Annotated in this window: 20 protein-coding genes and 1 pseudogene; 19 read left to right on the top strand and 2 right to left on the bottom strand. The window is 30.9% G+C overall.

Going from position 1 to position 25,065, the window contains the following annotated elements:
* The first annotated feature begins 5 nt into the window (after positions 1 to 5).
* The 8 genes from I6U48_RS02555 (at position 6) to I6U48_RS02520 (ending at position 9,012) form a co-directional block, all read left to right on the top strand.
* The gene (locus I6U48_RS02555) at positions 6 to 1,232 is read left to right on the top strand and encodes a Zn-dependent hydrolase (protein WP_218318835.1); all 1,227 of its coding nucleotides are present in this window, start codon (positions 6 to 8) and stop codon (positions 1,230 to 1,232) included.
* A gap of 123 nt (positions 1,233 to 1,355) precedes the next feature.
* Complete coding sequence (locus tag I6U48_RS02550) at positions 1,356 to 2,828, top strand: NCS1 family nucleobase:cation symporter-1 (protein WP_218318834.1); 1,473 nt, start codon at positions 1,356 to 1,358, stop codon at positions 2,826 to 2,828.
* Between the two features lie 302 nt (positions 2,829 to 3,130).
* The gene (gene hydA / locus I6U48_RS02545) at positions 3,131 to 4,498 is read left to right on the top strand and encodes a dihydropyrimidinase (protein WP_218318833.1); all 1,368 of its coding nucleotides are present in this window, start codon (positions 3,131 to 3,133) and stop codon (positions 4,496 to 4,498) included.
* 25 nt (positions 4,499 to 4,523) lie between these two features.
* Entirely contained in the window at positions 4,524 to 4,838 is a 315-nt protein-coding gene (locus tag I6U48_RS02540) for a hypothetical protein (RefSeq protein ID WP_246615167.1), read from the top strand.
* 157 nt (positions 4,839 to 4,995) lie between these two features.
* Positions 4,996 to 6,201, top strand: a complete 1,206-nt coding sequence (gene preA / locus I6U48_RS02535; protein ID WP_376774516.1) for an NAD-dependent dihydropyrimidine dehydrogenase subunit PreA — start codon at positions 4,996 to 4,998, stop codon at positions 6,199 to 6,201.
* 294 nt (positions 6,202 to 6,495) lie between these two features.
* Entirely contained in the window at positions 6,496 to 7,224 is a 729-nt protein-coding gene (locus I6U48_RS02530; RefSeq protein ID WP_218318831.1) for a DUF1287 domain-containing protein, read from the top strand.
* A gap of 148 nt (positions 7,225 to 7,372) precedes the next feature.
* Positions 7,373 to 7,714, top strand: coding sequence for a PadR family transcriptional regulator (locus I6U48_RS02525; protein ID WP_218318830.1), 342 nt, complete (start codon positions 7,373 to 7,375; stop codon positions 7,712 to 7,714).
* Complete coding sequence (locus tag I6U48_RS02520) at positions 7,705 to 9,012, top strand: FtsW/RodA/SpoVE family cell cycle protein (RefSeq protein WP_218318829.1); 1,308 nt, start codon at positions 7,705 to 7,707, stop codon at positions 9,010 to 9,012. Before I6U48_RS02525 ends, I6U48_RS02520 begins: the two co-directional genes overlap by 10 nt.
* A gap of 423 nt (positions 9,013 to 9,435) precedes the next feature.
* On the opposite strand, the gene I6U48_RS02515 is transcribed toward I6U48_RS02520, so the two are convergent.
* Entirely contained in the window at positions 9,436 to 10,194 is a 759-nt protein-coding gene (locus I6U48_RS02515; RefSeq protein WP_218318828.1) for a response regulator transcription factor, read from the bottom strand.
* 306 nt (positions 10,195 to 10,500) lie between these two features.
* On the opposite strand from I6U48_RS02515, the gene I6U48_RS02510 reads away from it, so the two are divergent.
* From I6U48_RS02510 to I6U48_RS02500, 3 genes are all read left to right on the top strand, one after another.
* Complete coding sequence (locus I6U48_RS02510; RefSeq protein ID WP_218318827.1) at positions 10,501 to 11,643, top strand: 1-propanol dehydrogenase PduQ; 1,143 nt, start codon at positions 10,501 to 10,503, stop codon at positions 11,641 to 11,643.
* A 261-nt stretch (positions 11,644 to 11,904) separates the two neighbouring features.
* A complete protein-coding gene (locus I6U48_RS02505; RefSeq protein WP_218318826.1) occupies positions 11,905 to 13,026 on the top strand; it encodes an aldo/keto reductase in 1,122 nt (373 codons plus the stop codon).
* Positions 13,027 to 13,083: 57 nt separating this feature from the next.
* Positions 13,084 to 14,238 carry an aldo/keto reductase gene (locus I6U48_RS02500; protein ID WP_218318825.1) on the top strand — a complete coding sequence of 385 codons (1,155 nt, stop codon included), beginning with the start codon at positions 13,084 to 13,086 and terminating at the stop codon, positions 14,236 to 14,238.
* A 96-nt stretch (positions 14,239 to 14,334) separates the two neighbouring features.
* On the opposite strand, the gene I6U48_RS02495 is transcribed toward I6U48_RS02500, so the two are convergent.
* Positions 14,335 to 14,892: a TetR/AcrR family transcriptional regulator gene (locus tag I6U48_RS02495; RefSeq protein WP_218318824.1), complete on the bottom strand. Its 558-nt coding sequence runs from the start codon at positions 14,890 to 14,892 to the stop codon at positions 14,335 to 14,337.
* A 382-nt stretch (positions 14,893 to 15,274) separates the two neighbouring features.
* On the opposite strand from I6U48_RS02495, the gene I6U48_RS02490 reads away from it, so the two are divergent.
* The 8 genes and pseudogenes from I6U48_RS02490 (at position 15,275) to I6U48_RS02455 (ending at position 25,059) form a co-directional block, all read left to right on the top strand.
* Entirely contained in the window at positions 15,275 to 15,688 is a 414-nt protein-coding gene (locus I6U48_RS02490; protein ID WP_218318823.1) for a MerR family transcriptional regulator, read from the top strand.
* A 195-nt stretch (positions 15,689 to 15,883) separates the two neighbouring features.
* On the top strand, positions 15,884 to 17,044 hold the full coding sequence (locus I6U48_RS02485; RefSeq protein ID WP_218318822.1) for an aldo/keto reductase: 1,161 nt from the start codon (positions 15,884 to 15,886) through the stop codon (positions 17,042 to 17,044).
* Positions 17,045 to 17,396: 352 nt separating this feature from the next.
* Positions 17,397 to 18,284: pseudogene (larC, locus tag I6U48_RS02480) on the top strand (nickel pincer cofactor biosynthesis protein LarC); the annotation flags it as partial.
* A 233-nt stretch (positions 18,285 to 18,517) separates the two neighbouring features.
* Entirely contained in the window at positions 18,518 to 19,330 is an 813-nt protein-coding gene (gene larE / locus I6U48_RS02475; RefSeq protein WP_218318820.1) for an ATP-dependent sacrificial sulfur transferase LarE, read from the top strand.
* A 181-nt stretch (positions 19,331 to 19,511) separates the two neighbouring features.
* On the top strand, positions 19,512 to 21,146 hold the full coding sequence (locus I6U48_RS02470; protein ID WP_312890859.1) for a PAS domain-containing hybrid sensor histidine kinase/response regulator: 1,635 nt from the start codon (positions 19,512 to 19,514) through the stop codon (positions 21,144 to 21,146).
* Between the two features lie 141 nt (positions 21,147 to 21,287).
* Positions 21,288 to 23,297 carry a hybrid sensor histidine kinase/response regulator gene (locus I6U48_RS02465; protein ID WP_218318818.1) on the top strand — a complete coding sequence of 670 codons (2,010 nt, stop codon included), beginning with the start codon at positions 21,288 to 21,290 and terminating at the stop codon, positions 23,295 to 23,297.
* Between the two features lie 299 nt (positions 23,298 to 23,596).
* The gene (locus I6U48_RS02460; protein ID WP_218318817.1) at positions 23,597 to 24,178 is read left to right on the top strand and encodes a TetR/AcrR family transcriptional regulator; all 582 of its coding nucleotides are present in this window, start codon (positions 23,597 to 23,599) and stop codon (positions 24,176 to 24,178) included.
* A gap of 107 nt (positions 24,179 to 24,285) precedes the next feature.
* Complete coding sequence (locus tag I6U48_RS02455; RefSeq protein WP_218318816.1) at positions 24,286 to 25,059, top strand: GGDEF domain-containing protein; 774 nt, start codon at positions 24,286 to 24,288, stop codon at positions 25,057 to 25,059.
* Positions 25,060 to 25,065 lie beyond the last annotated feature (6 nt).

The following is a 25,065-nucleotide window of genomic DNA, read 5'->3' as shown; positions in this document are numbered from 1 at the left end:
ATAAAATGGAGAGCATTAGTTGTAACAGAGAAAGAATGGAAGATAAGATTGTTACATTTAGTAAATTTGGTGATACTGGGAGAGGTGGAATAACAAGGCTGGCTTTATCAGAAGCAGATCTTCAGGCGAGAGCAGAATTTTGCAAGAGAATGAAAGGCCTTGGGGGAGATATTGTGTCGGATGATATGGGAAATATATATGCTACCTTTAAGGGATCAGAAGATCTTCCACATATTGCTATGGGCTCGCATTGTGATTCAGTGGTACAAGGGGGAAATTATGATGGTATCTTAGGAGTACTTACTGCAATGGAAGTAGCTGAAACTATTGTCATAGAAGAAATTATGCATCGCCATCCAATAACAGTTATGATTTGGACTAATGAAGAAGGTGCTCGCTTCGATCCGGCAATGATGTCATCAGGCGTTATTACAGGTAAATTTGATAAGGCAAAGATGTTGGTATCAAAGGATAAGGAAGGAGTAACCTTTGGTGAGGCTCTGGAGGCAAGTGGGTACAAAGGTGATGAGAAAAATAGAATTAATCCTAAGGATTATATGGCACTTGTAGAACTTCATATCGAACAAGGCCCGGTACTGGAAGCTGAGAAAATTGACATTGGTGTTGTAGAAGGCGTTGTAGGAATGGTAAATTATGAATTTGAATTTATTGGTCAGGCTGGTCATGCAGGAACAGTTCCACAGAAAATGAGACAGGATGCTCTTTTAGCAGCTTCTGAAGCCATACAGTATTTGCATAGAGAGCTTGATAAACTTGACAAAAAACTGGTTTATACTACTGGTAGAATTATATGTTCACCAAATGTACATACAATTATACCAGATAATGTTAAGTTTACCTTGGACGCAAGACATCAAGACCCAGAGGTAATAGAGCGGGTTGTTGAAATTATAAAGAAAATTCCTTCTGAACTTGCAAAATGTAAGGTAAGCTACAAGGAGTTGTGGTCACGAAAAACTGTAAGTTTTAACAAAGAGTTTGTAGGTTTCGTTGAAAAAAATGCAAAGTTTTATGGCTACTCAAATATGAGAATGTACAGCGGACCAGGGCATGATGCTCAGTTTGCGGCAGATATGCTGCCTACGACTATGATATTTGTTCCAAGTATTGGTGGGCACAGTCATTGTGAAATAGAAAAAACTACCCTTGAGGATTGCGTAAAAGGAGCTAATGTACTATTACAAACTATCTTAGATATTGATAGAAAGTAAAGATGTACATTTTGATCAATAGAAGTTATTAATAAAGCAGCTTGGATTATAGACATATTTTTAAACATTATAGAAAGGGCTGAGGAAATTTTTGAAAAAATATAAAAATAGGAGTGATAAGTAATGAGAGAAGAAATGTATGAATTGACTGAAAATATGAGTTCAAGCAGCCTTTATAATGAAGATTTAGCACCAACAAAATTAAAGGAAAGAACTTGGAATACTTATAATTATACAGCACTTTGGGTTGGAATGGCTCACTGTGTTCCTACTTATACAATGGCAGGAAGTCTTATAGCACTTGGTATGAGCTGGCTTCAAGCATTGTTAACAATAACTCTTGGAAATCTTATTGTACTAATTCCAATGCTTCTTAATTCTCATCCTGGGGCAAAATACGGAATTTCTTTTCCTGTCTTTGCAAGAGCGTCCTTTGGAACAAAGGGAGCCAATATTGTAGCTGTGCTGAGAGCAGTAGTAGCTTGTGGATGGTTTGGAATAAATACTTTTATAGGAGGAAGTGCACTAAATGTATTGGTATGTGCATTAGCTCCAGGATTTAAAAATCTTGGAGGTAGTTTTCAAATTGCAGGTTTATCACTTTCAGCTGCGATTACCTTCATGATATTTTGGGCAATGGAAATGCTTGTTATATATAAAGGAATGGAAGTAATTAAAAAATTTGAAAACTGGGCTGCACCATTAGTAATGGTATTAGCGTTTATATTACTTGCTTGGATTGTTGTAGCAGCAAAGGGTTTTGGACCATTATTAAATGAGCCAAGTAAACTTACAGGTACAGGACAATTTATGAAGGTATTTATACCATCACTTACAGGTACTATAGGATTTTGGGCGACTTTGTCATTAAATATACCAGACTTCACTAGATTTGCAAAAAGCCAAAAACAGCAGATGAGAGGACAAGCAATAGGTCTACCAACAACGATGACTATATTTTCTGCGATGGGAATAATAATAACTTCTGCTACTGCAATTGTATATGGAAAAGCAATGTGGGACCCTGTTGATGTTGTATCAAAATTTACAAATCCAATTGGATTATTTGTAGGTTTCTTTGGAATAGTAGTGGCATCACTTTCAGTTAATATAGCAGCTAACACTGTATCACCAGCATATGATTTTTCAAACTGTTTTCCAAAGCATATAAGCTTCAAAACAGGAGGACTTATAACAGGAATAATAGGTATAGTAATAATGCCATGGAAGCTTCTTGCAGATCCATCAGGATATATATTTACGTGGCTTGGAACTTATTCAGGAATACTTGGACCGATAGCTGCAATAATAATTTGTGACTATTGGGTCTGCAGAAAAACAAATTTAAATCTAAAGGATCTTTATGACACAGCAGGAGAATATTCATATAAAAATGGTTTTAATCCAGTTGCAATAATTGCATTAGTAGTAGGTATTTTTGGTGCACTTATTGGAAAAATAGTTCCTAGTTTAAGTGGAGTATCTGATTATTCGTGGTTTGTAGGTTTTGCATTATCTTTTATAATCTATGCTGTATTAAATCCTATTAAAAATATAGAAAATTCAGATGAAATACCAAGTGAAAATATAGTTTAAAAAATTACGATGTAATTTTTTAGAGGACAGTGAAGGAGGATTTTTCTCCGCTACACTACGAAAAATCTTTAATCTATAGTTTCGTAGGAGTAGCTTTTGAGTAAGTGATTTATTATAAATCTTTAGTCTGTGTAAGCGATGTTTTGCATTAGCAAAGCAAGCGTAAAAAAATATAATAGTTTTCTGACGTAAGGAAGAAAACTTACCTTCACTGTCCTCTAAAAATTTTGTGTCGCAAAATTTGCGAAAGTTGTGTTAATTAACAAGTGTTATTTACTAAGAAATAAAAAAGGGGTGATTTTATGGATAAGATAATTAAGAATGGCACTATTATAACTGCTTTTGATACTTATAAGGCAGATGTAGCTATTGAAGGTGAAAAAGTTGTTATGATAGCAAATAATATAGTAGATGATAAGGCTGAAATTATTGATGCTTCTGATAAATATATTCTTCCTGGTGCATTAGATGCACATACACATTTGGAAATGCCCTTTGGAGGAACAATTTCTTCGGACAGTTATGAAGCAGGTACACGTGCAGCAGCTTGTGGTGGAGTAACTACTGTTTTTGATTTTGCACTTCAACAAAAAGGTGAAGGAATTATACAGACTGCTAAAAGAAGAAATGAACTTTGTGAACCCCAGGCTTGTGTAGATTACGCTTTTCATGTAGCTATAACAGATCTAACCACGGAAGTACTAAATGAATTTAAAGCTGCAGTGGATTTTGGTATATCAAGCTTTAAAGTATTTATGGTGTATAAAAAGGAAGGACTAATGGTAGATGATGGGGTAATGTGCAAGGTGCTTAAAAAGGGTAAAGAAGTAGGAGCTATGATTGCTGTTCATGCTGAAAATCCAGATCTTATTGATATGAGGACGGAAGAATTTTTAATAGAAGGAAAAACATCAGCATGGTATCATTATCTTTCACGTCCAGAATTTGTTGAAGCGGAAGCTGATATTCGAGCCATACACTGGGCGAAATCACTAAATACACCATTATACATTGTACATCTTGCAAACAAGCAAGGCATGGAAGAAGTTAAAAAAGCAAGAGATGAAGGCTATGAGATATATGCAGAAACTTGTCCGCAGTATCTTCATTTTACAAGTGATGTGTATAAAAGAGAAGATGGTAGAAACTTTGTATGCTCACCTCCAATGAAAGGTCAGGAAAGTCAAGATGCATTATGGCAGGGCATAAAAAGCGGAGATATAGCTACAATTGCTACAGATCACTGTCCTTTCCAAAGCTATGAAAAAGATTGGGGAAAAGATGATTTCACAAAAATACCTAATGGATGTATGGGAATTGAAAATATGTACCCATATATGCTAAGTGAAGCAAATAAGGGAAGATTATCTTTTAATAGGGTAGTGGAGCTTTGTTCAACAAATCCTGCTAAGATTTATGGATGTGCTCCTGAAAAAGGAACCATAGCAGTAGGCTCTGATGCAGATATAGTAATATATGATCCTAATAAGGAATTTACAGTTTCAAAAGATAATATGCATTCAGATGTAGATCATACTATTTGGGAAGGTTTGAAACTTAAGGGATATATTGATACCACTCTTTCAAGAGGAAGAATAGTATTTAAAGAAGGAGAATTTTTAGGACAACCTGGCTGGGGAAAATTCTTAAAGAGAAAACCGAGAGCTTAAGAAGATTTGTGCCTAAAGGATAAGTATGAAAGGAATGAATACAAATATGGGAAAAATAAATTTCATTATGTTAAAGGAAGAAGCATCAAGATGTTTGTTATGTTATGAACCACCCTGCAGTAGTTCTTGTCCAGTAGGAAAAAATCCAGCAAGTGTAATTATGTCCTTAAGAATGGACAACTATAAAGGAGCCGCTTTAAAAGTAGAAAAAGCTATAGAAGATCTAGGACGGTGTGGAGAAGCTTGTGACAATAAAATGCATTGTCAAAGGAATTGTGTAAGAGGAAAAATTGACAGACCTATTAAAATAAGAATGGTTCAGGAAGCTTTATGTTTATAACTGAAACAATTTTTTAACAAATAGAAATATAGTACAGAATGCTTAATAGAGGATGTTGCACTATATAGATATCTATAGTGCTGAGACTTGGAAACATATCCCGGAGTGTAAGCCAACTTTTGGCAGTGTGGATATCTATAAGTACAAAGGAGGATATATAATGAGTAAAGATTTATCTATAGAGTTTTGTGGAATTAAATGTGAAAATCCTTTTTTTCTTTCATCTTCTGTTGTAGGAAGTAATTATGAAATGTGCGCAAAGGCATTAGAAATGGGCTGGGCGGGAGTCGTTTTTAAAACAATAGGTTTTTATATTCCTAGAGAGGTTTCCCCACGTTTTGATGTAATCGGTAAAGAAAATACGCCGTTTATGGGATTTAAAAATTTAGAACAAATTTCGGATCATACTCTGGAACAAAACCTAGCTTGGTTACAAAAATTAAAAAGGGATTTTCCAAGTAAAGTAATAGTTGCATCTATAATGGGGGAAAACGAGGAAGAATGGACAGAACTTGCAAAGCTTGTAACAGAAGCTGGTGTGGATATAGTAGAGTGTAACTTTTCTTGTCCTCAAATGACTAGTGAAGCTATGGGAGCAGATGTAGGACAAAGTCCAGAATTAGTTGGGAAATATTGTGAAGCAACTAGAAAAGGAACTCATCTTCCAATATTATCGAAAATGACGCCTAATATTGGAGATATGATAATACCAGCAGTAGCATCTATTGAAGGTGGAGCAGATGGTATTGCAGCAATAAACACAATAAAAAGCATAACTAGAATAGATCTTGATACACTTACACCTTTTCCGGTTATAAATGGAAAGTCCGCTGTATCCGGATATTCGGGTAAAGCAATAAAACCAATAGCACTAAGATTTATAAACGATCTAGCACAAAGTGATAGACTTAAGGGAATTCCGATAAGTGGAATGGGAGGAATAGAAACTTGGAGGGATGCAGTTGAATTTTTAAGCTTGGGAGCCAGTAACTTGCAAATTACTACAGCAGTTATGCAATATGGATATAGAATAATTGAGGATTTAATTAATGGTATTACTTTGTATATGGAAGAAAACGGCTTTGAAAAGCTGGAGGATTTGGTTGGAATAGCTTTAAAGAATATAGTTACAGCAGATAAATTAGACAGAAACTATGTAATATATCCTAGGTTTAATAAAGAAAATTGTGTTGGTTGTGGAAGATGCTATATTTCATGCTATGATGGTGGACATCAAGCCATAAAATGGGAAAGTGAAATTAGAGAACCTAAGTTAATAAATGAAAAATGTGTTGGATGCCATCTATGTGCAAATGTATGCATGATAAATGGAATTTCAGCAGGAGAAAAGGTGTATAAATGATTTAATTTACTGCAATATTAATGCAATGAAGAGTCTTTGAATTTCAAAGACTTTTGTTGTTTTTTGAAGTGAAAATACTGAGCCTTAGCCTTATCAAAAGTATTTATCGTGCCGAAAGAATGTCAATATACACTGAAGGATAAGTTAAGTGTGGGTCGTGTTTACCTATATTTACTGGTGATAAATGAATGCAAAATTCAATACGATTCTTATCACTTATAATATGTTAAAATAATATTATACAAAGTTTATCAATTGAAAGCCAAACTTCAAAAGGGGACAAGGAGTGAAAAAATGAAAAAGAAGTTTTTTATAATATTTTTATCTTCCATTTGTTTAATTACTATAGGTTATAAAGTTTTTACACAGAAAGATAAATATTTCAGCAGTAATATAACAAAGGTGCAGATTAAAAATACATCCAGTGAAAAAAAGAACGAGACAATTGGCCAAAAGTTAAAGAAGAGCATAATACTGATAAGTTCAGATAAAGATAAAGATGGAATAAAAGATCAGGAAGATATAGTTCTTGGAGCAAGAAAAGAAGCAGATAAGAAAATAAAATATAAAGGAGACTATTATGTTGGTGGATATCCTCCAGAGAATGAAGGAGTATGCACTGATTTAGTATGGAGAGCATTTAAAGAGGCTGGATATAATCTAAAAGATATGGTAGATGAGGATATAAGAAATCATCCTAGTGACTATAAGAGAATTGAGGGTAAGCCAGATCCTAATATAGATTTTAGAAGAGTGCCTAATCTTTATGTTTATTTTAAAAAGCATGCAAATAGTCTTACTACTGAATTAAAGGCTAACGATATAGAGAATTTAAAAGAATGGCAGCCCGGGGATATCTTAACCTTTGATCACAGTGAGCATATAGCTATAGTTTCTGATAAAAGAAGAGCAGATGGTATTCCGTATATAATACATAATGCACCACCTTATGCTAGAGAGGGGGATGAAATTATGTATTGGATGCCAAAAATAACAGGTCATTTTAGATTTCCAAAGCAATAATGGTTGTGATTGTAAGCATGCAAAATATATCAAATTGTAGTGAAAAGTCTGCATTTATTTCTATTGACTGAAATAAGAAATAAGTGTATATTTATATATAGATAAACGATGCATAGTAATTCTATGCATAATGTTTGGAGGTGAAATTATGGCAGTTAATAAAGAGCTTATGAAAGGAAGTACAATAATTTTAATTTTGTCACTTTTAGATAAGAAGTCGATGTATGGCTATGAAATGATAAAAGAGATAGAAGCAAAATCTGATGGAGTATTTACTTTTAAAGAAGGAACCCTATATCCTATACTTCATTCTCTAGAGAGAGAGGGAATGGTAGAGTGTTATTGGACAGAAGCTGATAGCGGAAGAAAAAGAAAATACTATAGAATAACTAAGACGGGAAAAAGTCATATGAATGAAAAGCAGGAGGAATGGAAAGTATTTCGCTCAGCAGTAGATAAAGTTATATGGGAGGGGTTTTCATGGGGATAGAAGCTTATAAAATAGATGAATATATTAATAGAGTTTGCAGCCATGTCAAATACAAAAAGGCGCATAATGAGATAAAGGAAGAACTTTTTGATCACCTGCAAGAAAAAATAGAAGGATTAATGGAAAATGGAATAATTGAAGAAGAAGCAGTAAAAGAATCTATTTTACAAATGGGTGATGCTGAAATTATTGGTAAACAGCTAAATGAGAGTCACAAAGCAGTTCCTGAAATTTCTATTATACTTTTAACAGTTGTATTATCACTTATAGGATTACTTAGCATTTATTTTATTGCAACAAGAGGAATAGACCTAAATATAGATAGAGTCTATAGAACTATATTTTACAATGTACTCGGTTGTTGTATAATGACAGCATTATATTTCTTTAATTATAAAACCCTTGAAAGGTATTCTAAAATTATTTATACCATAATAAGTTTAATATTATTTTTTCAATGTATTGTATGTCCTGAGATAAACGGTACAAAGAGGTGGATTAACTTAGGTTTTTTGAGCATGGATATTACAGAAATGAGTTTGTTTTTGTATGCTATCACTCTTCCAAAGATGCTGCAGGATTTAGAGTGGGACAGCATAAAGCATATAGCATATCTATTTTTTATAGCTTTTATACCGTTAGGACTATATGTGCTTTTAAATACAATGATGTGTTTAATAATTTATCTAGTATTATTTATAACTCTCATGATTCTTGTAAAAGCAAAATTAAGGTATATTCTTATTATGATATTTACAGTTTTAGGTGGCACTATTACGTTTATTGCTTCAAGAGAATATCATATTAAAAGATTAATGGTATTCTTACATCCAGAAAGTGATCCCAATGGAGCAGGTTATATTAATTCACAAATTTCATTAGTTTTAAAATCAGTGGGATTATATGGTCATGGTTTAAATTCTCCTCCTAGAACTATTCCAGAGATACAAAATGATTTTGTGCTTACCTACATAATTTATGCTTTTGGATGGATAGGTGGAATTGTGGTTATATCATTGGCTTTTATATTTATAATACGCTTATTTATGGCAGCAAAGAAAATAAGAGATAGCTTTGGAAGCTTAGTTATTCAGGGATTTTTGTGTATTTTTGCACTAAAATTTATTTGGAATATACTTATGATATTAGGCTTTATGCCTATTGTATCAGTAAGTTTGCCCTTTATAAGTTATGGAGGATCAGGATTGGTGGTTCAAATGGCGGCAGTAGGGCTTATATTAAGTATATATAAAGCGAAAAACTTGTCTAATACTTCAAGTATTAGTATTAAATCTTAAGGGATTATTGTACTTAGGCAGTCTTTATCTTTTCTTCTTCTGTTGTAAAAAACAGTTTTTGCGTTGTTTTATCTTCATATTTAAGTCAATTACAGTTCACTATATTTGAAAAACAGAATCCTGCACTTAGTTTACAACACAGAAGTCTAAAAGGACAACAGGTATATACTTTCAATAGCTATTGAGTTTGTAGAAAAATATAGCAATTAGGAGTATAATTGTAATTTTATTTTGGTTTTCAGCAAATATAATACTACATTTAAAATTGCAATTATGGATGGACAGCTGTAAAGTATTGTGGCATAGTTTCAATAATAGTTATTATGGTCCAGACTATATTTGCAAAGATTTATACAAGTGTTTATTCAAAAGAATTACTAGAGAAGATATTGAGAAACTAATAAAAGATTCACTAAAATTAGACTATATATCTAATTTTAGTGAGTCTTTTTGGTTACTTAGTCTATATTTATGCGGAGAGATTCCTTCATATTTTATAAAAACTTTAGTGAAATAAGCGGGATCTATATAACCAAGATCAAGGGATATACTGCTTATGCTTCTGTTTGTAGATACTAGTAATTTTTTTCCTTCTTTTATTCGTACTTTAGATACGTACTCTGTAAAATTTACACCTGTGTTATTCTTAAAATATCTACTAAAATACTGAGGATTTAAATGTACGAATTCTGATACTGATTCAAGAGTTAAGTTTTTATTAAAGTTCTTTTTTATATATTTAACAGCTTTAAAAATAGGATCTTTATTGGAAGATATATCTTCAGAACTTTGGGAAAATATTTTTTCGTTTTTTAATAAAGATATAACTTTAGTAACAGAATTACTGAGTTCTTCAGGTCTTATAGGTTTTAATATGTAGTCAACTACACCAAGTTTAATAGCATTTTGTGCAAAGTTAAAGTTATCAAAAGCTGTCAAAATAATTGTCTTTACATTTGGATTAAATTGAATTATTGATTGTTGTGCTTCTAAACCATTTTTTCCTGGCATTTTGATATCCATAATGAGTATATTAGGTTTATATTTTTTGGCTAATAATATAGCATCGTCTCCATTAGCTGCCTCAGCTACTATTTCTATATTGCTAAAGTTCTTTTTTAGCATAAAGCGAATAACTTTACGTTCAAAAGCTTCATCATCTACAATTAATAATTTACACATAATATTATATCTCCTCTAAAAATTTTAGTGAACTCAAAATATATATACTAGTACATTTAATAATTATTTAACAATATCAAATAATTATGCTTAAAGATTTATATGAAAAAGTTAATTGACACCTACTATTAGTGTAAGAAAATATTGAGTATTTGTAAAGAATATACTAATTTACATCAAAAAAATACATAAATCAATACAAAAAATACAATTTTAATAAGTTTATATAGACAATAAAATAGTCAAAATAGTATAAAAAATATCAGGAATATTAGAATAAAATAAATATATAAAAGGAGGAATTATATGAATATATTTAGCGTTAAACCTAAAATTTGTTTTGATAAGGGATCAATAGAGTATTTAAATACTATAAGAAATAAAAGAGTATGCATAGTTACAGATCCATTTATGCTTAAATCAGGTGCTGTAGATAATATAGTTAACATATTTAAGGCTAATGAAGTGAAATATGAAATTTTTTCAGAAATAAAACCTGACCCATCAATTGAAACTGTTGCTGCAGGAGTAAATAAAATGAGAACTTTTAAACCAGATGTAATAATTGCATTAGGTGGGGGCTCCTCAATTGATGCTACCAAAAGCATCATATTATTTACTATTAAAATATTAAATTCTAATGGAGATAAATACAATAGGCCATTATTTATAGCTATACCAACTACCAGTGGTACAGGATCTGAAGTTACTTCATTTTCAGTAATTACTATGGGAACTACAAAATTTCCTTTAGTTGATGAGGAGATGGTTCCGGATATAGCTATAATAGATGCAGATTTTGTTAAAACAGTACCTCCACAAATAACAGCTGATACAGCCATGGATGTTTTAACCCATGCTATTGAGGCTTATGTTTCTAAAAATAGCTCTGATTATACAGATGCTCTTGCTGAAAAAACTGTAAAATTGGTATTTGGGTATTTATTGAGAGCTTACAAGGATGGAAATGATATGGTCGCAAGAGAAAAACTGCATAATGCATCATGTATGGCCGGTATGGCATTTACAAATGCAAATTTAGGAATTAATCATAGCATAGCTCATACTGTAGGTGGAAATTTCCACATTCCTCATGGTAGAGCAAATTCAATTGTTCTACCTTATGTAATTAAATATAATGCAGAGCTTCAAGGGCAAAGAGAAACAGAAGCAGCTAGAAAATATGCTGATTTATCTAGAATATTGGGTCTTCCATGTTCCTCAACAGAGGAAGGAGTTATCAGTATTATTTGTGCAATAAAAGTACTTATGAGAGAAACTAATATTCCAAGCAATCTAAAAGAAGCAAATGTAAACAAAAATGAGCTATTTAGTAAGTTGGAAAGCATGGTAGATGCAGCATTAAAAGATAATTGTACAAAAACTAATCCAAGAATACCTAGCAAAGAAGATATAGTAAGTTTAATTAAAGAGATTTATGAAGATTAGTCATAGAATATGTTTAAAGATAAATTAAGTTTATTTCATATAAGATGGGCTTATCAGAACGCATATGTATGCATTTTGATACAGCTCTTTTTCTTTTATAGGAACTCTTTATTAAACAAAATAGGCATTAGAAAAAATAAAAAACTATTGACTTTGAGTTTACTCCAAGTGGTAGAATTATATATTAGCAAGAAACAACTTGCAATGAAACAAAAACAATTGATAATAATGTAGGACAATTATTAAGGAGGAAATACAGTAATGGAAAAGAAAAAATTAGGATTTGGATTTATGCGTTTGCCGCTAAAGAGCCAGGATGATCAAGCAAGTTTTGATATGGATACGTTAAATCAAATGGTGGATACTTTTTTGGAAAGAGGATTTACTTATTTTGATACAGCTTATATGTATCATATGGGTAAAAGTGAGATGGCTATAAGAGAGGCTTTAGTAAGACGCCACAAAAGGGAAAGCTTCACTTTAGCAACAAAATTGCCAACTATGATGTTGAAAACAAAGGAAGATCAAGAAAGAATCTTCAATGAGCAATTAGAAAAATGTGGTGTAGATTATTTCGATTATTATCTTCTTCACAATTTAGGAGTAGTAAATTATGAGACAGCTAAAAAATTAGATAGCTTTTCATTTGTACAGGAAAAAAAGAAAGAAGGAAAAGTAAGAAGTATTGGATTCTCTTTCCATGATAATGCTGACCTGCTGGACGAAATTCTGACAGCGCATCCTGAAATGGAGTTTGTTCAATTACAAATCAATTATATGGATTGGGAAAATGAGAGTATTCAATCAAGAAAATGCTATGAAGTAGCAAGAAAGCATAATAAACCAGTTATTGTTATGGAACCCATAAAAGGCGGTACTCTTGCTAAAGTACCTGAAAAATTAGAGCAATTATTTAAAGAATATTATCCAGACATGTCTGTACCATCATGGGCAATTCGTTATGTAGCAAGCCATGAGGGAGTCATGATGGTATTAAGTGGAATGTCCAATATGGAGCAGCTATTGGATAATACAGGATATATGCAGGAGTTCAAGCCATTTGTACAGGAAGAATATGATATTATAGAAAAAGCCGTAGAAATTATTAATGAAACAATTGCAATTCCGTGTACAGCCTGTCAGTATTGTGTAGATGGATGTCCTAAAAATATAGCTATTCCAAAATATTTTGCATTATATAATGCGGAAAAGCAATCGGTAAAGACTGCTATGTCTATACAAAGAGTATATTATAATAACTATACAAACACATATGGAAAAGCATCAGAGTGTATTGGATGTAAACAGTGTGAAAAAAGCTGTCCACAACATATTCAAATTATAAAAGGTTTAAAGGATGTAGCGGATACCTTTGAAATATAAAAGGCTATTGACTTAAATCGAATTTAAAATGATATGCTTATTTGGGAGGTACATGATATGGAATATCGAGTTTTGGGAAGAACAGGAATTAAAGTAAGTGCCATTGGTATTGGTGGTGAGGGATTTGAAAATAAAAGTTATGAAGATTGCGAAGCAATTGTTGATTGTGCTATCAAAGAAGGTATTAATTTTATTGATATATATAATTCAAATCCACAAGTTAGAAGTAATGTTGGTAAAGCATTAAGTAAATATCCTAGAAGTAGTTTTGTTATTGAAGGACATTTATGTTCTACCTGGGATAAAGGACAATATCGACGCACTAGGGATTTTAATGAGATTGTAAATGCATATGAGGATTTCTTAGATAGAATGCAGTTAGACTATGTAGATATAGGTATGATTCATTATGTTGATGATCAAAAAGATTTTGATAACATTTTTAATGGAGAAATAATAAATTATGCTCAAGGATTGAAAGAAAAAGGTGTTATTAAATCTTTAGGAATATCAACACATAATACGGATATTGCTTTTAAGGCAGTGAAAAGTGGAATAGTTGATGTAATTTTATTTAGTATCAATGCGGCTTATGATATGCTGCCACCTATCGAGGATGTATACAGTCTATTTGAAGAAAGCACTTTTAAGAATAGAACCTATGCAGGTATCGACCCAAAGCGTGATAAGTTATATCGAATCTGTGAAAATGAGGGTGTTGCTCTAACTGTTATGAAAGGGTATGCGGCAGGGGTATTACTAAGTGACAAACAATCACCCTTTGAAAAAGCACTGACTCCAATACAATGCTTACATTACTGTTTAAGTAGACCGGCAGTTGCTTCAGTAATGGTTGGAGTATCTAATACATATCAAATACTTGCAGCAAGCGCTTATTCTACTGCAAGTAATAAAGAAAAAGATTATAGCGAAGTTCTTTCCAATGCTCCAAGAAAGTCCTTTAGCGGACATTGTATGTATTGTGGACATTGCGCACCATGTTCAAAAAAGATAGATATTGCATCAGTAAATAAATATTTAGATTTAGCGTTAATTCAAGAGGATGTCCCTGAAACATTAAAGAACCATTATGACCTATTAGAACATCATGCAGATGAATGTATAGAATGTGGAGCATGTGTGAAGAACTGTCCATTCGGCGTAGATATTATTAATAAAATGAAACGAGCAGTGAAGTTGTTTGGTAATTAAATCCTAAAATGGGAATAAACTGGGAATAAGTCCATGGAATGGGCCTCGCTTTGGCGGGGCTTTTTAATTATAAATATATCTTTTATTAGTACTTTACTACATATTTACAATAGATCTCCACCACATTCTAAAAGCTACTTCCAAGTTTTCTTCAAGATTGTCTGAATTATCTTTAGCAAAATTAGCAAATGATTGTACTGATGCAGCAAAGGAATTTATAATTAAGTTAAGATTTACATTAATGATTATTTCAGTATCAATTGCTTCTTGAAAAAGTTCTAATATGAAATCAAAGTTTCTGGATGCTTCTTTTTTACTTAAATTATCAATATAAGGTGAATTTGAAAACATCAAGTAGAAGGTCATACAATCCATGTTTTCTAAGCTCCAGTGAACGCAATTGAGCCAGAACTGCTTAATATTACTTTTACTTGTTTTATGTGAAACCATACGATCTAAAAGATAACTTTTATAATCTTCCTTTGTTTTTATATATAATTTACTTATTAAATCTTCTTTAGTTTTAAAGTGGTGAAAGAGTGCACCATTAGATACGCCGGCTTCTTTTGCTATTTTTGCTGTAGATGTACCATGGAAACCTTCCTTTATGAAAAGTTTTAAAGCTGCATTTAATATTTTATCTTTACTATCCATATTATTTTACCCTCCAGAGTGATTACTCTTTTACATAATCTAGCACATATATGTTTAGTATGTCAATAAGTATCAGGGATTATGTTTAGCTTAAACGGTTCAATTATATATTCAGGTTTAGCTTCAAATGTTGGAAGTGGAGGAATTGCAATTATAAATTCTTCTAGAATGTTAATAGATAGATTAAATTGAAGTCGAGCCTTCGAAAAATTTCTATAAAACCTCTTGACTTAGAGTAGACTCCAAGTGGTAAGGTATATATAACAAAGAAATATTATATCTTCATCAGTTACAACAGGTGTTACTGTAGTGACTAATAAAAATATTTAAGAAAATGAAATGTTTTAATGAAGAATAGAAGAATAATTGGAGGTGCAAACCCTTGACTATTGCAGAAGTAAGCAAAAAATTTGATATTTCGCAGGATACGCTCCGTTATTATGAACGTATTGGATTGCTTCATCGTGTGAATCGTAATAAAAGTGGAATTAGGAATTACACTGAAGAAGATTGCAAGTGGGTTGAATTCATCAAGTGTATGCGAAGTGCAGGTCTTTCTATTGAAGTATTGATTGAATATGTTGCACTGTTTGAGCAGGGCGATGAGACAATTGGAACAAGAAAAGAGCTCTTAATAGAACAGCGTAAGCAGCTTATAACAAGACTAGAAGATATGAAAAAAACATTAGAACGCCTAGATTATAAAATCGAGAAGTATGGACACTTAGCAGTTAAAAATGAAAAAAATAAAGAGACTAAAGAATTAATTTCAAAAGAAAAAAGTTATTTTATTTAAGATAAAAAATTTTGTATGAAATTCTTGCATTAAATATAATGAGATGATATTATATTTAATAATAGAGTAACTGCTCTATAAAAATACAGAAATATGAATGCATAACATAACAAAACACTAAAAAATAACAATTTTTAAGATTAAACAGTCGGTTTTTTTAAAAAGATTAGATTTTAAAATAAAGGAGATGGAAAGATGTTATATAGAAAATTTGGTAAAACAAATGAAGAGGTTTCAGTTTTAGGTTTTGGATGTATGAGATTACCTATTATTGATGGAGATGTTACTAAGATTGATGACGAAAAGGCCATAGAAATGATTCATCATGCAATTGATGAAGGGGTTAATTATATAGATACTGCATATCCTTATCATGGAACTGGAATGGCAAAAGGTGGAGAAAGTGAGCCATTTGTTGGTAGAGCTTTGAAAGGTGGATATAGGGAAAAAGTTAATTTAGCGACAAAGCTTCCTAGTTGGTTAATTAATACTAGAGAAGATATGGATAAATATTTAAATGAGCAATTAGAACGCCTTCAAACAGATAAAATAGATTTTTATTTAGTACATGCTTTAAATAGAGGTGTTTGGGAGAATTTAAAGAAATTAGGAATAGATGAGTTTTTAAATTCAGCTATTAAAGATGGAAGAATAAGATATGCAGGGTTCTCCTTTCACGATGAGTTAGATGTATTTAAAGAGATAGTTGATTATTATGATTGGTCATTTTGTCAGATTCAATATAATTATTTAGATGAAAATTTTCAAGCAGGAACAGAAGGTTTAAAATATGCAGCAGATAAAGATTTGGGAATTGTCATTATGGAACCGCTTAGAGGAGGAAAGCTAGTTCAAGGTCTTCCAGATGCAGCTACAGATGCTCTTGAAAAAGCAGAGATTAAAAGATCGACCGTTGAATGGGCTCTAAGATGGGTATGGAATCATCCGGAAGTATCGGTAGTACTTAGTGGTATGAGTGTAATGGATCATGTCAATGAAAACTTGAGAATTGCGGGTGTTGCATTACCAAATTCTTTGACAGAAAAAGAATTAGAAATAATGGATAATGTAAAAGAAGCATATAAGCAAAGAACAAAGGTTAATTGTACAGGTTGTCAATATTGTATGCCTTGTCCATCAGGAGTAAATATTCCTAAGAACTTTACTTTTTATAATCAATATCATATGCTCGCTACGCCGCAAACAGAAGGAGAATTTAAATTTCAATATAATATGCTTGTAGGTGCATCAGAAAAACCAGATAAATGTGTAGAATGCGGCAAATGTGAAAGTCATTGTCCACAAGGAATTAAAATTCCCGAAGAGTTAAAAAATGTTAAGGAACTATTTGTGTAGATATAGATAAACACGGCAGAAAGTAGACTTATACTTCGGAATATGTTTCCAAGCTTCAGTACTATAAAAATCTTTAGTCAATCTGAAGCTCAACATTTTGAAAATCTAAGAAGCATTTATAAACTCCCTCAAACATATAAATACTTCTTAGATTTTCTAAAATGTTTCGCTAAGATTGACTAAAAAATTTTTATATGTGCTTTCAGCTTTGGAAACATATCCCTGCATATAAGTCTACTTTCTGGTTTGCTTATAAATACTTTTAAAATTTTAGGAAAGATAAGTTTGAGTACAAATATAAAAAATATTAAAGATGATATTAAAATTCAAAGGGTAAGAAGGAGTAATAAAAATGAAGGTTTTATATTATGATTGTTTTTGCGGAATAAGTGGTGATATGAATTTAGCAGTATTAATAGATATAGGAGTTCCTAAAGAATATCTGACTCAGGAACTTTCAAAACTCAACCTAGAGTCTGAATATGAAATGAAAATTGAAAGATCTGAAAAGCTTGGAATAACAGGAACTAGGGTAGAGGTTATATTAAAAGATAAATTAGAGGATATGACATATAGTCAAGAACAGGTGCTACATGGTCATAATCATGAACATAACAATGAGCATATTCATGAACACTCTCATCACCATGGTGATGAACTGCATCATAATGAAAATAAACATAAGCATGAACACATCCACGAAAGTCACATTCACAACCATGAGCACCATCATAGGAACTTGAGAGATATAGAAGAAATAATAAGTTCCAGTGACTTAAGTGATAAAGTTAAAAAGCTTAGTTTAGATATGTTTATGAAGGTTGCAGAAGCAGAAGCAAAGATTCATGGAAAAGATTTATACGAAGTGCATTTCCATGAGGTAGGAGCTATTGATTCAATTGTAGATATGGTGGGAGCAGCTATTTGTTTAGACTACTTAAGAGTAGATAAAATTATTGCGTCACCAGTTCAAGTTGGGGGTGGATTTGTTAAATGTGCTCATGGTCTTATGCCAGTACCAGCCCCTGCAACAGCAGAAATACTAAAGAATATTCCTATAAATACTGGTATAGTTCAGTTTGAAACAACTACTCCTACAGGGGCGGCAATACTGGCAGCAAACGTTCAGGAATTTACTTCTAAGGCTGAATTTTCAATTAAAAAGGTTGCCTATGGAATAGGTCATAGAGATCTAGAAATTCCAAATGTTTTAAGAGTGTATTTAGGTGAGCAGGAAAGTTAGTAAAATATAAAATAAGTTATGATATATATTTTACTTGATTAGAAAGATAGGAACTATTGACTTGAATTAGACTCTAGGTGTTATAATATCAAAATGGAGGTAAATTCATTAAGAAAGAATAGATTAGATCCTTTTTACATCTGGTTTGGAATTAAAAAGTGTAAAGCGGGTTTATATTGTATATTTAAAGTTATAATGAGATTGTTTGTTTAGAGAGGTAGGAGATACAAATGATTAATAATGAGAAATATAATGAATTAGTAAAATACCTTAAAAGTTTGGGAAAAGTAATTCTGGCATTTTCAGGTGGAGTAGACAGCACCTTTTTACTTAAAGTAGCGAAAGAAGCACTACAGGATAATGTAAAGGCAGTAACAATTTTATCACCATATATTCCAAAGTGGGAAATAGCAGAAGCTAAGGAACTGGTAAAAGAGTTAGGGGTGCAGCATGAAATTATAGAAGCGCCAATTATTGATTCTATCAGATATAATCCAGAAGATAGATGTTACCTTTGTAAAACGGCAGTATTTAGTATGATACTATCTATAGCTAAAGAACAAGGCTATAATTATGTAATTGACGGAACAAATTTTGATGATACTAAAGACTATAGACCAGGACTTAGAGCGTTAAAAGAGTTAGAAGTAAAAAGTCCGCTTTTAGAATGTAAACTAACAAAAGCGGAAATAAGAGCATTTTCTAAGGAGCTAAATCTCAATACTTGGAACAAGCCTCCATACGCTTGTCTTTTAACAAGAATACCTTATGGAGTTGAATTGAAAGAGGAATATTTTAGGAAAATTGAAAGTGCAGAAAGATATATGATGAGTATAGGCTTTAGAGCTGTTAGGGTAAGATGCCATGGAGATTTAGCAAGAATTGAAGTTAATAGAAGTGATAGAAGCAAATTATTCAATGAAGAACTTTTAGATACTATTTCTAAAAATATAAAAGAAATTGGATTTAAATATGTAAGTTTAGATTTAGAGGGATATAGAGTAGGAAGCTTTAACGAAGCTATTAATCAAAACGTTAAATAAAAAACATTCAGGTGTGTTTATGTTTTCATAGGCACACTTTTTTCTATATTCAATGGTTGATGATATGTTAAAGTTGGTAAGTTATTTAGAAAAATAGATAATATTTTCTTATAAGCTAGATAGATGATATAATAGGTTATAATGATATGTATTATAATTGCTGACAAGGATGGTGGAATTTGTGAGCGACTCAACATTGGAAAAATTATTTAATAAGGAAGATATATTACATGGACAAGTATTTTTTAATGGAAAAGATTTCATTGAAAACGCATCAGAAGTTATTCTTATAGTTGGTAAGTATGGGAAAATTATATATGGTAACAAGAAAGCAATTGAAGCTTATGGATATTCCTTTGACGAACTTGTTAATTTAGATATTTTTGCACTTAGAAATGAAGATACTAAGGAATTTACTCAAAAACAATTAAATAAGGCTTTAAATAGTGGCATAAAATTTAGAACTTATCACTACAGAAAAGATGGTTCAAAATTTCCCGTTGAAGTAAGATCAATTTATAGCAATAAAAAATCAAAGGATATGGTAGTCAGTATTATAAGAGACATTTCTGATGTAGAGGAAGTATATAAAGATATTACAGATAGAAAGTTAATAGATCAAGAATTACAAGAAAAGTGCAAAAAATTAGAACTATTAAAACAAAAAGCAGAAGATGCAAATAAAGCAAAATCCATTTTCTTGGCTAATATGAGTCATGAAATAAGAACACCAATGAACAGCATCCTTGCAACTATACAACTTTTACAATTGGAATGTATAAATGAAGAACAAAGCAAATATGTCAAGATATTAAATGAATCAGCACACACTATGCTGAGTGTAATTAACAATTTGCTAGATATTTCCAAAATAGAATCAGGAAAATTTAAATTAAATAATCAATCTTTTAATTTAAAAGAAACTATAAATAATATTTATAACAATCTTTTAATAACAGGAAATTCTAAAGGATTAGAAGTAAGTTATTACTTGGATCCAAGTATTAATTTTGAGATCATAGGTGATGAATTAAAGTTAAAGGAGATTTTGAACAATTTAATTAGTAATGCAGTTAAATTTACGGATGAAGGATATGTGTCTTTCAGGGTAAAAATGATTTCTAACGATGAAAGTAGCGAAAAAATAGAATTTAAGATAAAGGATTCAGGTATTGGAATAGAGGAAGAGTTTAAAGAAAAAATATTTAATGACTATATTCAGGGGGATTTATCCATCAAAAAAAAGCATATGGGAACAGGATTAGGTCTCGCCATTTCAAAACAATTTGCTAATTTAATGAATGGAGATATATGTTTTGAAAGTATTCTAGGAAAAGGGTCTACATTTATTTTTACATGCGAGTTTAAAAAATTTGAACATAAAGAACGAAAATTGAAGATAAGTAATATGGCAAAAGATAAAATTACTATTAGCAGGATAGAACAAGACAAAGTCATTTTATGCGTGGAAGATAACTTAATAAATCAAGAGGTTATGGAAGGGATAATTAAAAGAAAGGGTTACAAATACATTGCAGCCTATAATGGGAATGAGGCTTTAAGTATATTAAAAAATAATAAGGTTGATTTAATATTAATGGATGTGCAAATGCCAGAATTGAATGGATTCGAAACAACTAAAATTATTAGAGAAGAAGAATTAGATGGAAAACGCATACCAATTATTGCAATGACTGCATATGCTATGCGTGAGGATAAAGATAAATGCATAAAAGCAGATATGGATGATTACATAGTTAAGCCTTTTGATATTGAAAAGCTTTATGAATTTATGGAATTTCATTTAAGGACTTAAATTGAAAAATCACTCACTAATAATACCAAGTTTTTTAATAAAAAATTACAGAATTTTTAGAGGTTGAGATCTAGATTGTATTTAGATTTCAGCCTTTAATTATAGTGAATTTTAAAGATTGGGGATGGAAAGAGTAATAAAATGAAAAAAGTAAGAGACTCATTAAAAAATAGAATTATTACTACCTTTATCGGCATCGCTGTTTGTATAACAGTCATCATAGGGTATATAGCATTTAATGAATCAAATAAAGTGGTGGAAAGCAATATTATAAAAATAGAGAATGACTCGGCTAAAGAAATTTTAAATAGAATAGATGAGTTTATTAATATACCTATATTTATTAACAGTTCGAATTATAATGTAATTAAAAGTAATATAGTAGATATACATAATAAGAAAGAAAGGGAAATATTTTTTTCTAGCATAATGAAAGCAAGTTCAGAACACATATATAGTTTCAGTTATGGCACCGAAAATGGGGAATATTATGGTGCAAGAAGAACTGAAAAAGGTAAAATAGAGGTTATGAGAAGTGATGCTGAAACTAATTATGAATCTTGTTACTATTCTTTGAAAGATGATTTAACTTCAGGAGAGTTTGTAGAAAACTTTGGGAAATTTGATGCTAGAACAAGAGATTGGTATACAGCCGCTAAAGAAAAAAGAGGCCCTACATTTTCAAACGTGTATGAACATTTTGTTATGAAGGATTTAGCAATTACTGCAGCCTATCCAATTTATGATAACAAGGGTGCTTTTAAAGGTGTGTTAGGAACGCATGTTACTCTTTCAAAGATAAATACGTATTTGAAGGAGATTTTGAAAAACAGTAGAGCAACTGCTTATATTATAGAAAAAAGTTCAGGTCAGATTGTTGCTAATTCACTTGGAAATCCTAATTTTACAACGCTTGCAGATGGTCAAATCAAAGGAATTAAAATTAAAGAGGTTAATGACAGGTACATACAAGAAGCCTATTCAGACTATAAAAACAATTCCAAAGATCATTTTATAGTAAATACAGATAGTGACAAGTTTTATATCAGAGTGAGTGAATATAAAAAAGAAGGAATAGATTGGTTAATTATAACGTCATTTCCTGAAAGTCAATTTATAAATAATATGTCAAAAAATATTTATACTTTCGTATGCCTGTCTATAATTCTTCTGGGTACTGTTATAATACTTTGGATAAAAAGAACAGAATACTTTGTAAAACCTATAGACGATTTAATAAGTATAACAGAAAAATTTTCTAAGGGAGATTTATCAAAAAGAGCTAGGATTGTTAGGAACGATGAGATAGGAAAATTATCTGATGCATTTAATGTAATGGCGGAGAAATTATGTGTGTTAATATCTGATCTTAAAGGTAGAAAGCTTGAACTGGAACAAATTAATATAGATTTACAAGCGGCAAAGGTAGAGGCTGAGAAGGCCAATAAAGCAAAAAGTCGGTTTCTTGCCAATATGAGTCATGAGATACGAACACCCATGAATGGAATTATTGGTATGGCTGATTTAATATTAATGACTGATTTAGAGGAAGAGCAGAGGAAAATGATTGACATAATGAAAAAATCTACTAAAGATTTGCTTCAAATTATTAATGATATACTTGATTTATCTAAAATAGAAGCTGAAAAAGTTGAACTTGTACCTGAATGGACTTACATGGAAACTTTTGTTAACAGAATGGAAAATTTTTATGCACCATTAGTCTATAATAAAAATCTTATTTTAAAGATAGAAGTGGAAGATGATGTTCCGGAACAAATATATGTCGATTCGGTTAGATTAAATCAAGTAATTACTAATCTTTTGGGGAATGCCATTAAATTTACACAGAAAGGTGAAATTAAACTATATGTTAAAAAGATCAGAGCTTCAGAAAATAAAGTTCAGTTAATGTTCTCAATAGGTGATACAGGAATAGGAATAAAAAAAGAAGATATTCCCAAGCTCTTCAATTACTTTACCCAACTCGATGACAGTAATAAAAAAAGGTTTCAGGGAACTGGCTTAGGACTTGCTATATCTAAAAGACTTGTAGAACTTATGGAAGGGAAAATAGGGGTTGAGAGTGAATTAGGGAAAGGAAGTACATTTTATTTTACAATTTGGGTTGAGGATGTAAAAAAACAATAAAAATACACTATCAAGTAGTAAAGTTAAAAAACAAAGGACATGTATATAATGAAAAGTAGATGTCATTATATACATGTTCCTTGTTTTTATGGATTGCGTTAATACATTTTGATGTCAACATAAGCAATAGTTGACTTGGTCAAAGGTCGAATTATAAGTGAACTTGTAATATAAAATAAATTGAATGAACAAAAATACAGTGATATGATTTATGTAACGAACGTTATATACATAGGTAAAATAAAAAGGAAGAAATATTTGACTTTCATAAGAATAATTTGCATAAGGTGGTAAGTGTTTTGGAAAATGCAACAAGAGATAAAATATTTTATACGTCCTTTAGACTTTTTTTAGAAAATGGATATGAAGCAACTAATATTAGAGACATTTGCAGGGAGGTAGGGGTTAAGGCATCAACTGTGTATTTTTACTATAAATCAAAACAAGATTTGTTTTTTTATATTTATGACAATATCCGTAATGATTATATTAATTATATTCGAAGCATAGAGGCGTTAAATCAAGATATCTCAATAAAAGATAAATTATGTATATTGTTAAAGAAGAAGATAGAGTATTATGCTTCTGATATATCAAAAAGAAAGTTTGTTCTTAGATGTCATTTGTTTCCACCAGAAGAAATATCAAATGTAATAAGAGAAAAATATAGGCTATATACAAGTAAAGAGAATAAAATTATTCTAGATATTATCGGTAATCCTCAATACGATGATAAATTTATAAATGAAAATATAGATAATTATTTGCTTAAACTTAAACATTTAGAAAATAACTTAGTTTATGAAATGGCTACGTCCACTATAAAGATAAGTGATGGAGTTGTTGAAAAAATATGGGATATTTATTTTGACTTAATGTAATAAAAAGAAAAATAATGAAAAGGCTTTTAAGAATAGGCACGAATTTTAATAAATTAATCAAATTTCTCATAGGGTAGTCAATTTTTATCATACAAGGGAGGGATTGTATGGAAATAGTAGATCAATTTAAGGAAAGACTATCTATTAAAAATTTTTATGATGTTATTAGAATCGTGGATCCTGCAAAGAAATTAATTACTATTGTCGCAGATAATAAGATGAATGAAAGATTAAGAGAGGATATTAACAATAGCCAGATTAGTAATATGCCTTTATCTATAATTATGACAGATATAGACTTTTTAAAAAAAGTAAATCATAAGTATGGATATGTTATTGGTGACAAAATATTAATTGGTTTTTCTGATTTAATACTGAAGTCAATGAGAAACAATGCTGATTGGGTTGGTAGGTTTGGTGTAGAAGAATTTATTGTCGTATTAAATAATACCGGTTTAAAAGATGCATACAATGTTGCTGAAACAATAAGGAAGAAATTAGAAAATACAATTTTTAATTATGCTGGAATTAGTATTAACATAACTGCAAGTTTTGGGGTATATAACATCAAAAGCAGTGATGCGGATAGCTTAGATTTATTAGAGCAAGTAGAGAAAAATCTCTATAAGGCTAAGACTAGTGGTGGGAATAGGACAATAATAAATCAAGATAATATAAATGGAATTAAAACTGAAAATCTTAAAGAAAAAGCTATCAAATTGTCGGGGTTGAATAAACATATAAATGAAATAAGAGAAATCTTAAATGAAGTATGCTGCAATGTTGATACAAGTGAAACTGTTGATGGTAGGTTAATAGTAAGTGAATATTTAGATGAATTAATAGTAGCGTACATGAAGGAATTGAATGATTTAAAATAAAGTTTA

Source organism: Clostridium thailandense (assembly GCF_019207025.1).
In the GTDB taxonomy this organism is placed as follows: Bacteria; Bacillota; Clostridia; order Clostridiales; family Clostridiaceae; genus Clostridium_AM; species Clostridium_AM thailandense.
The sequence above is the reverse complement of the archived record's forward strand: the minus strand, read 5'-3'. Positions and strand labels throughout refer to the sequence as shown.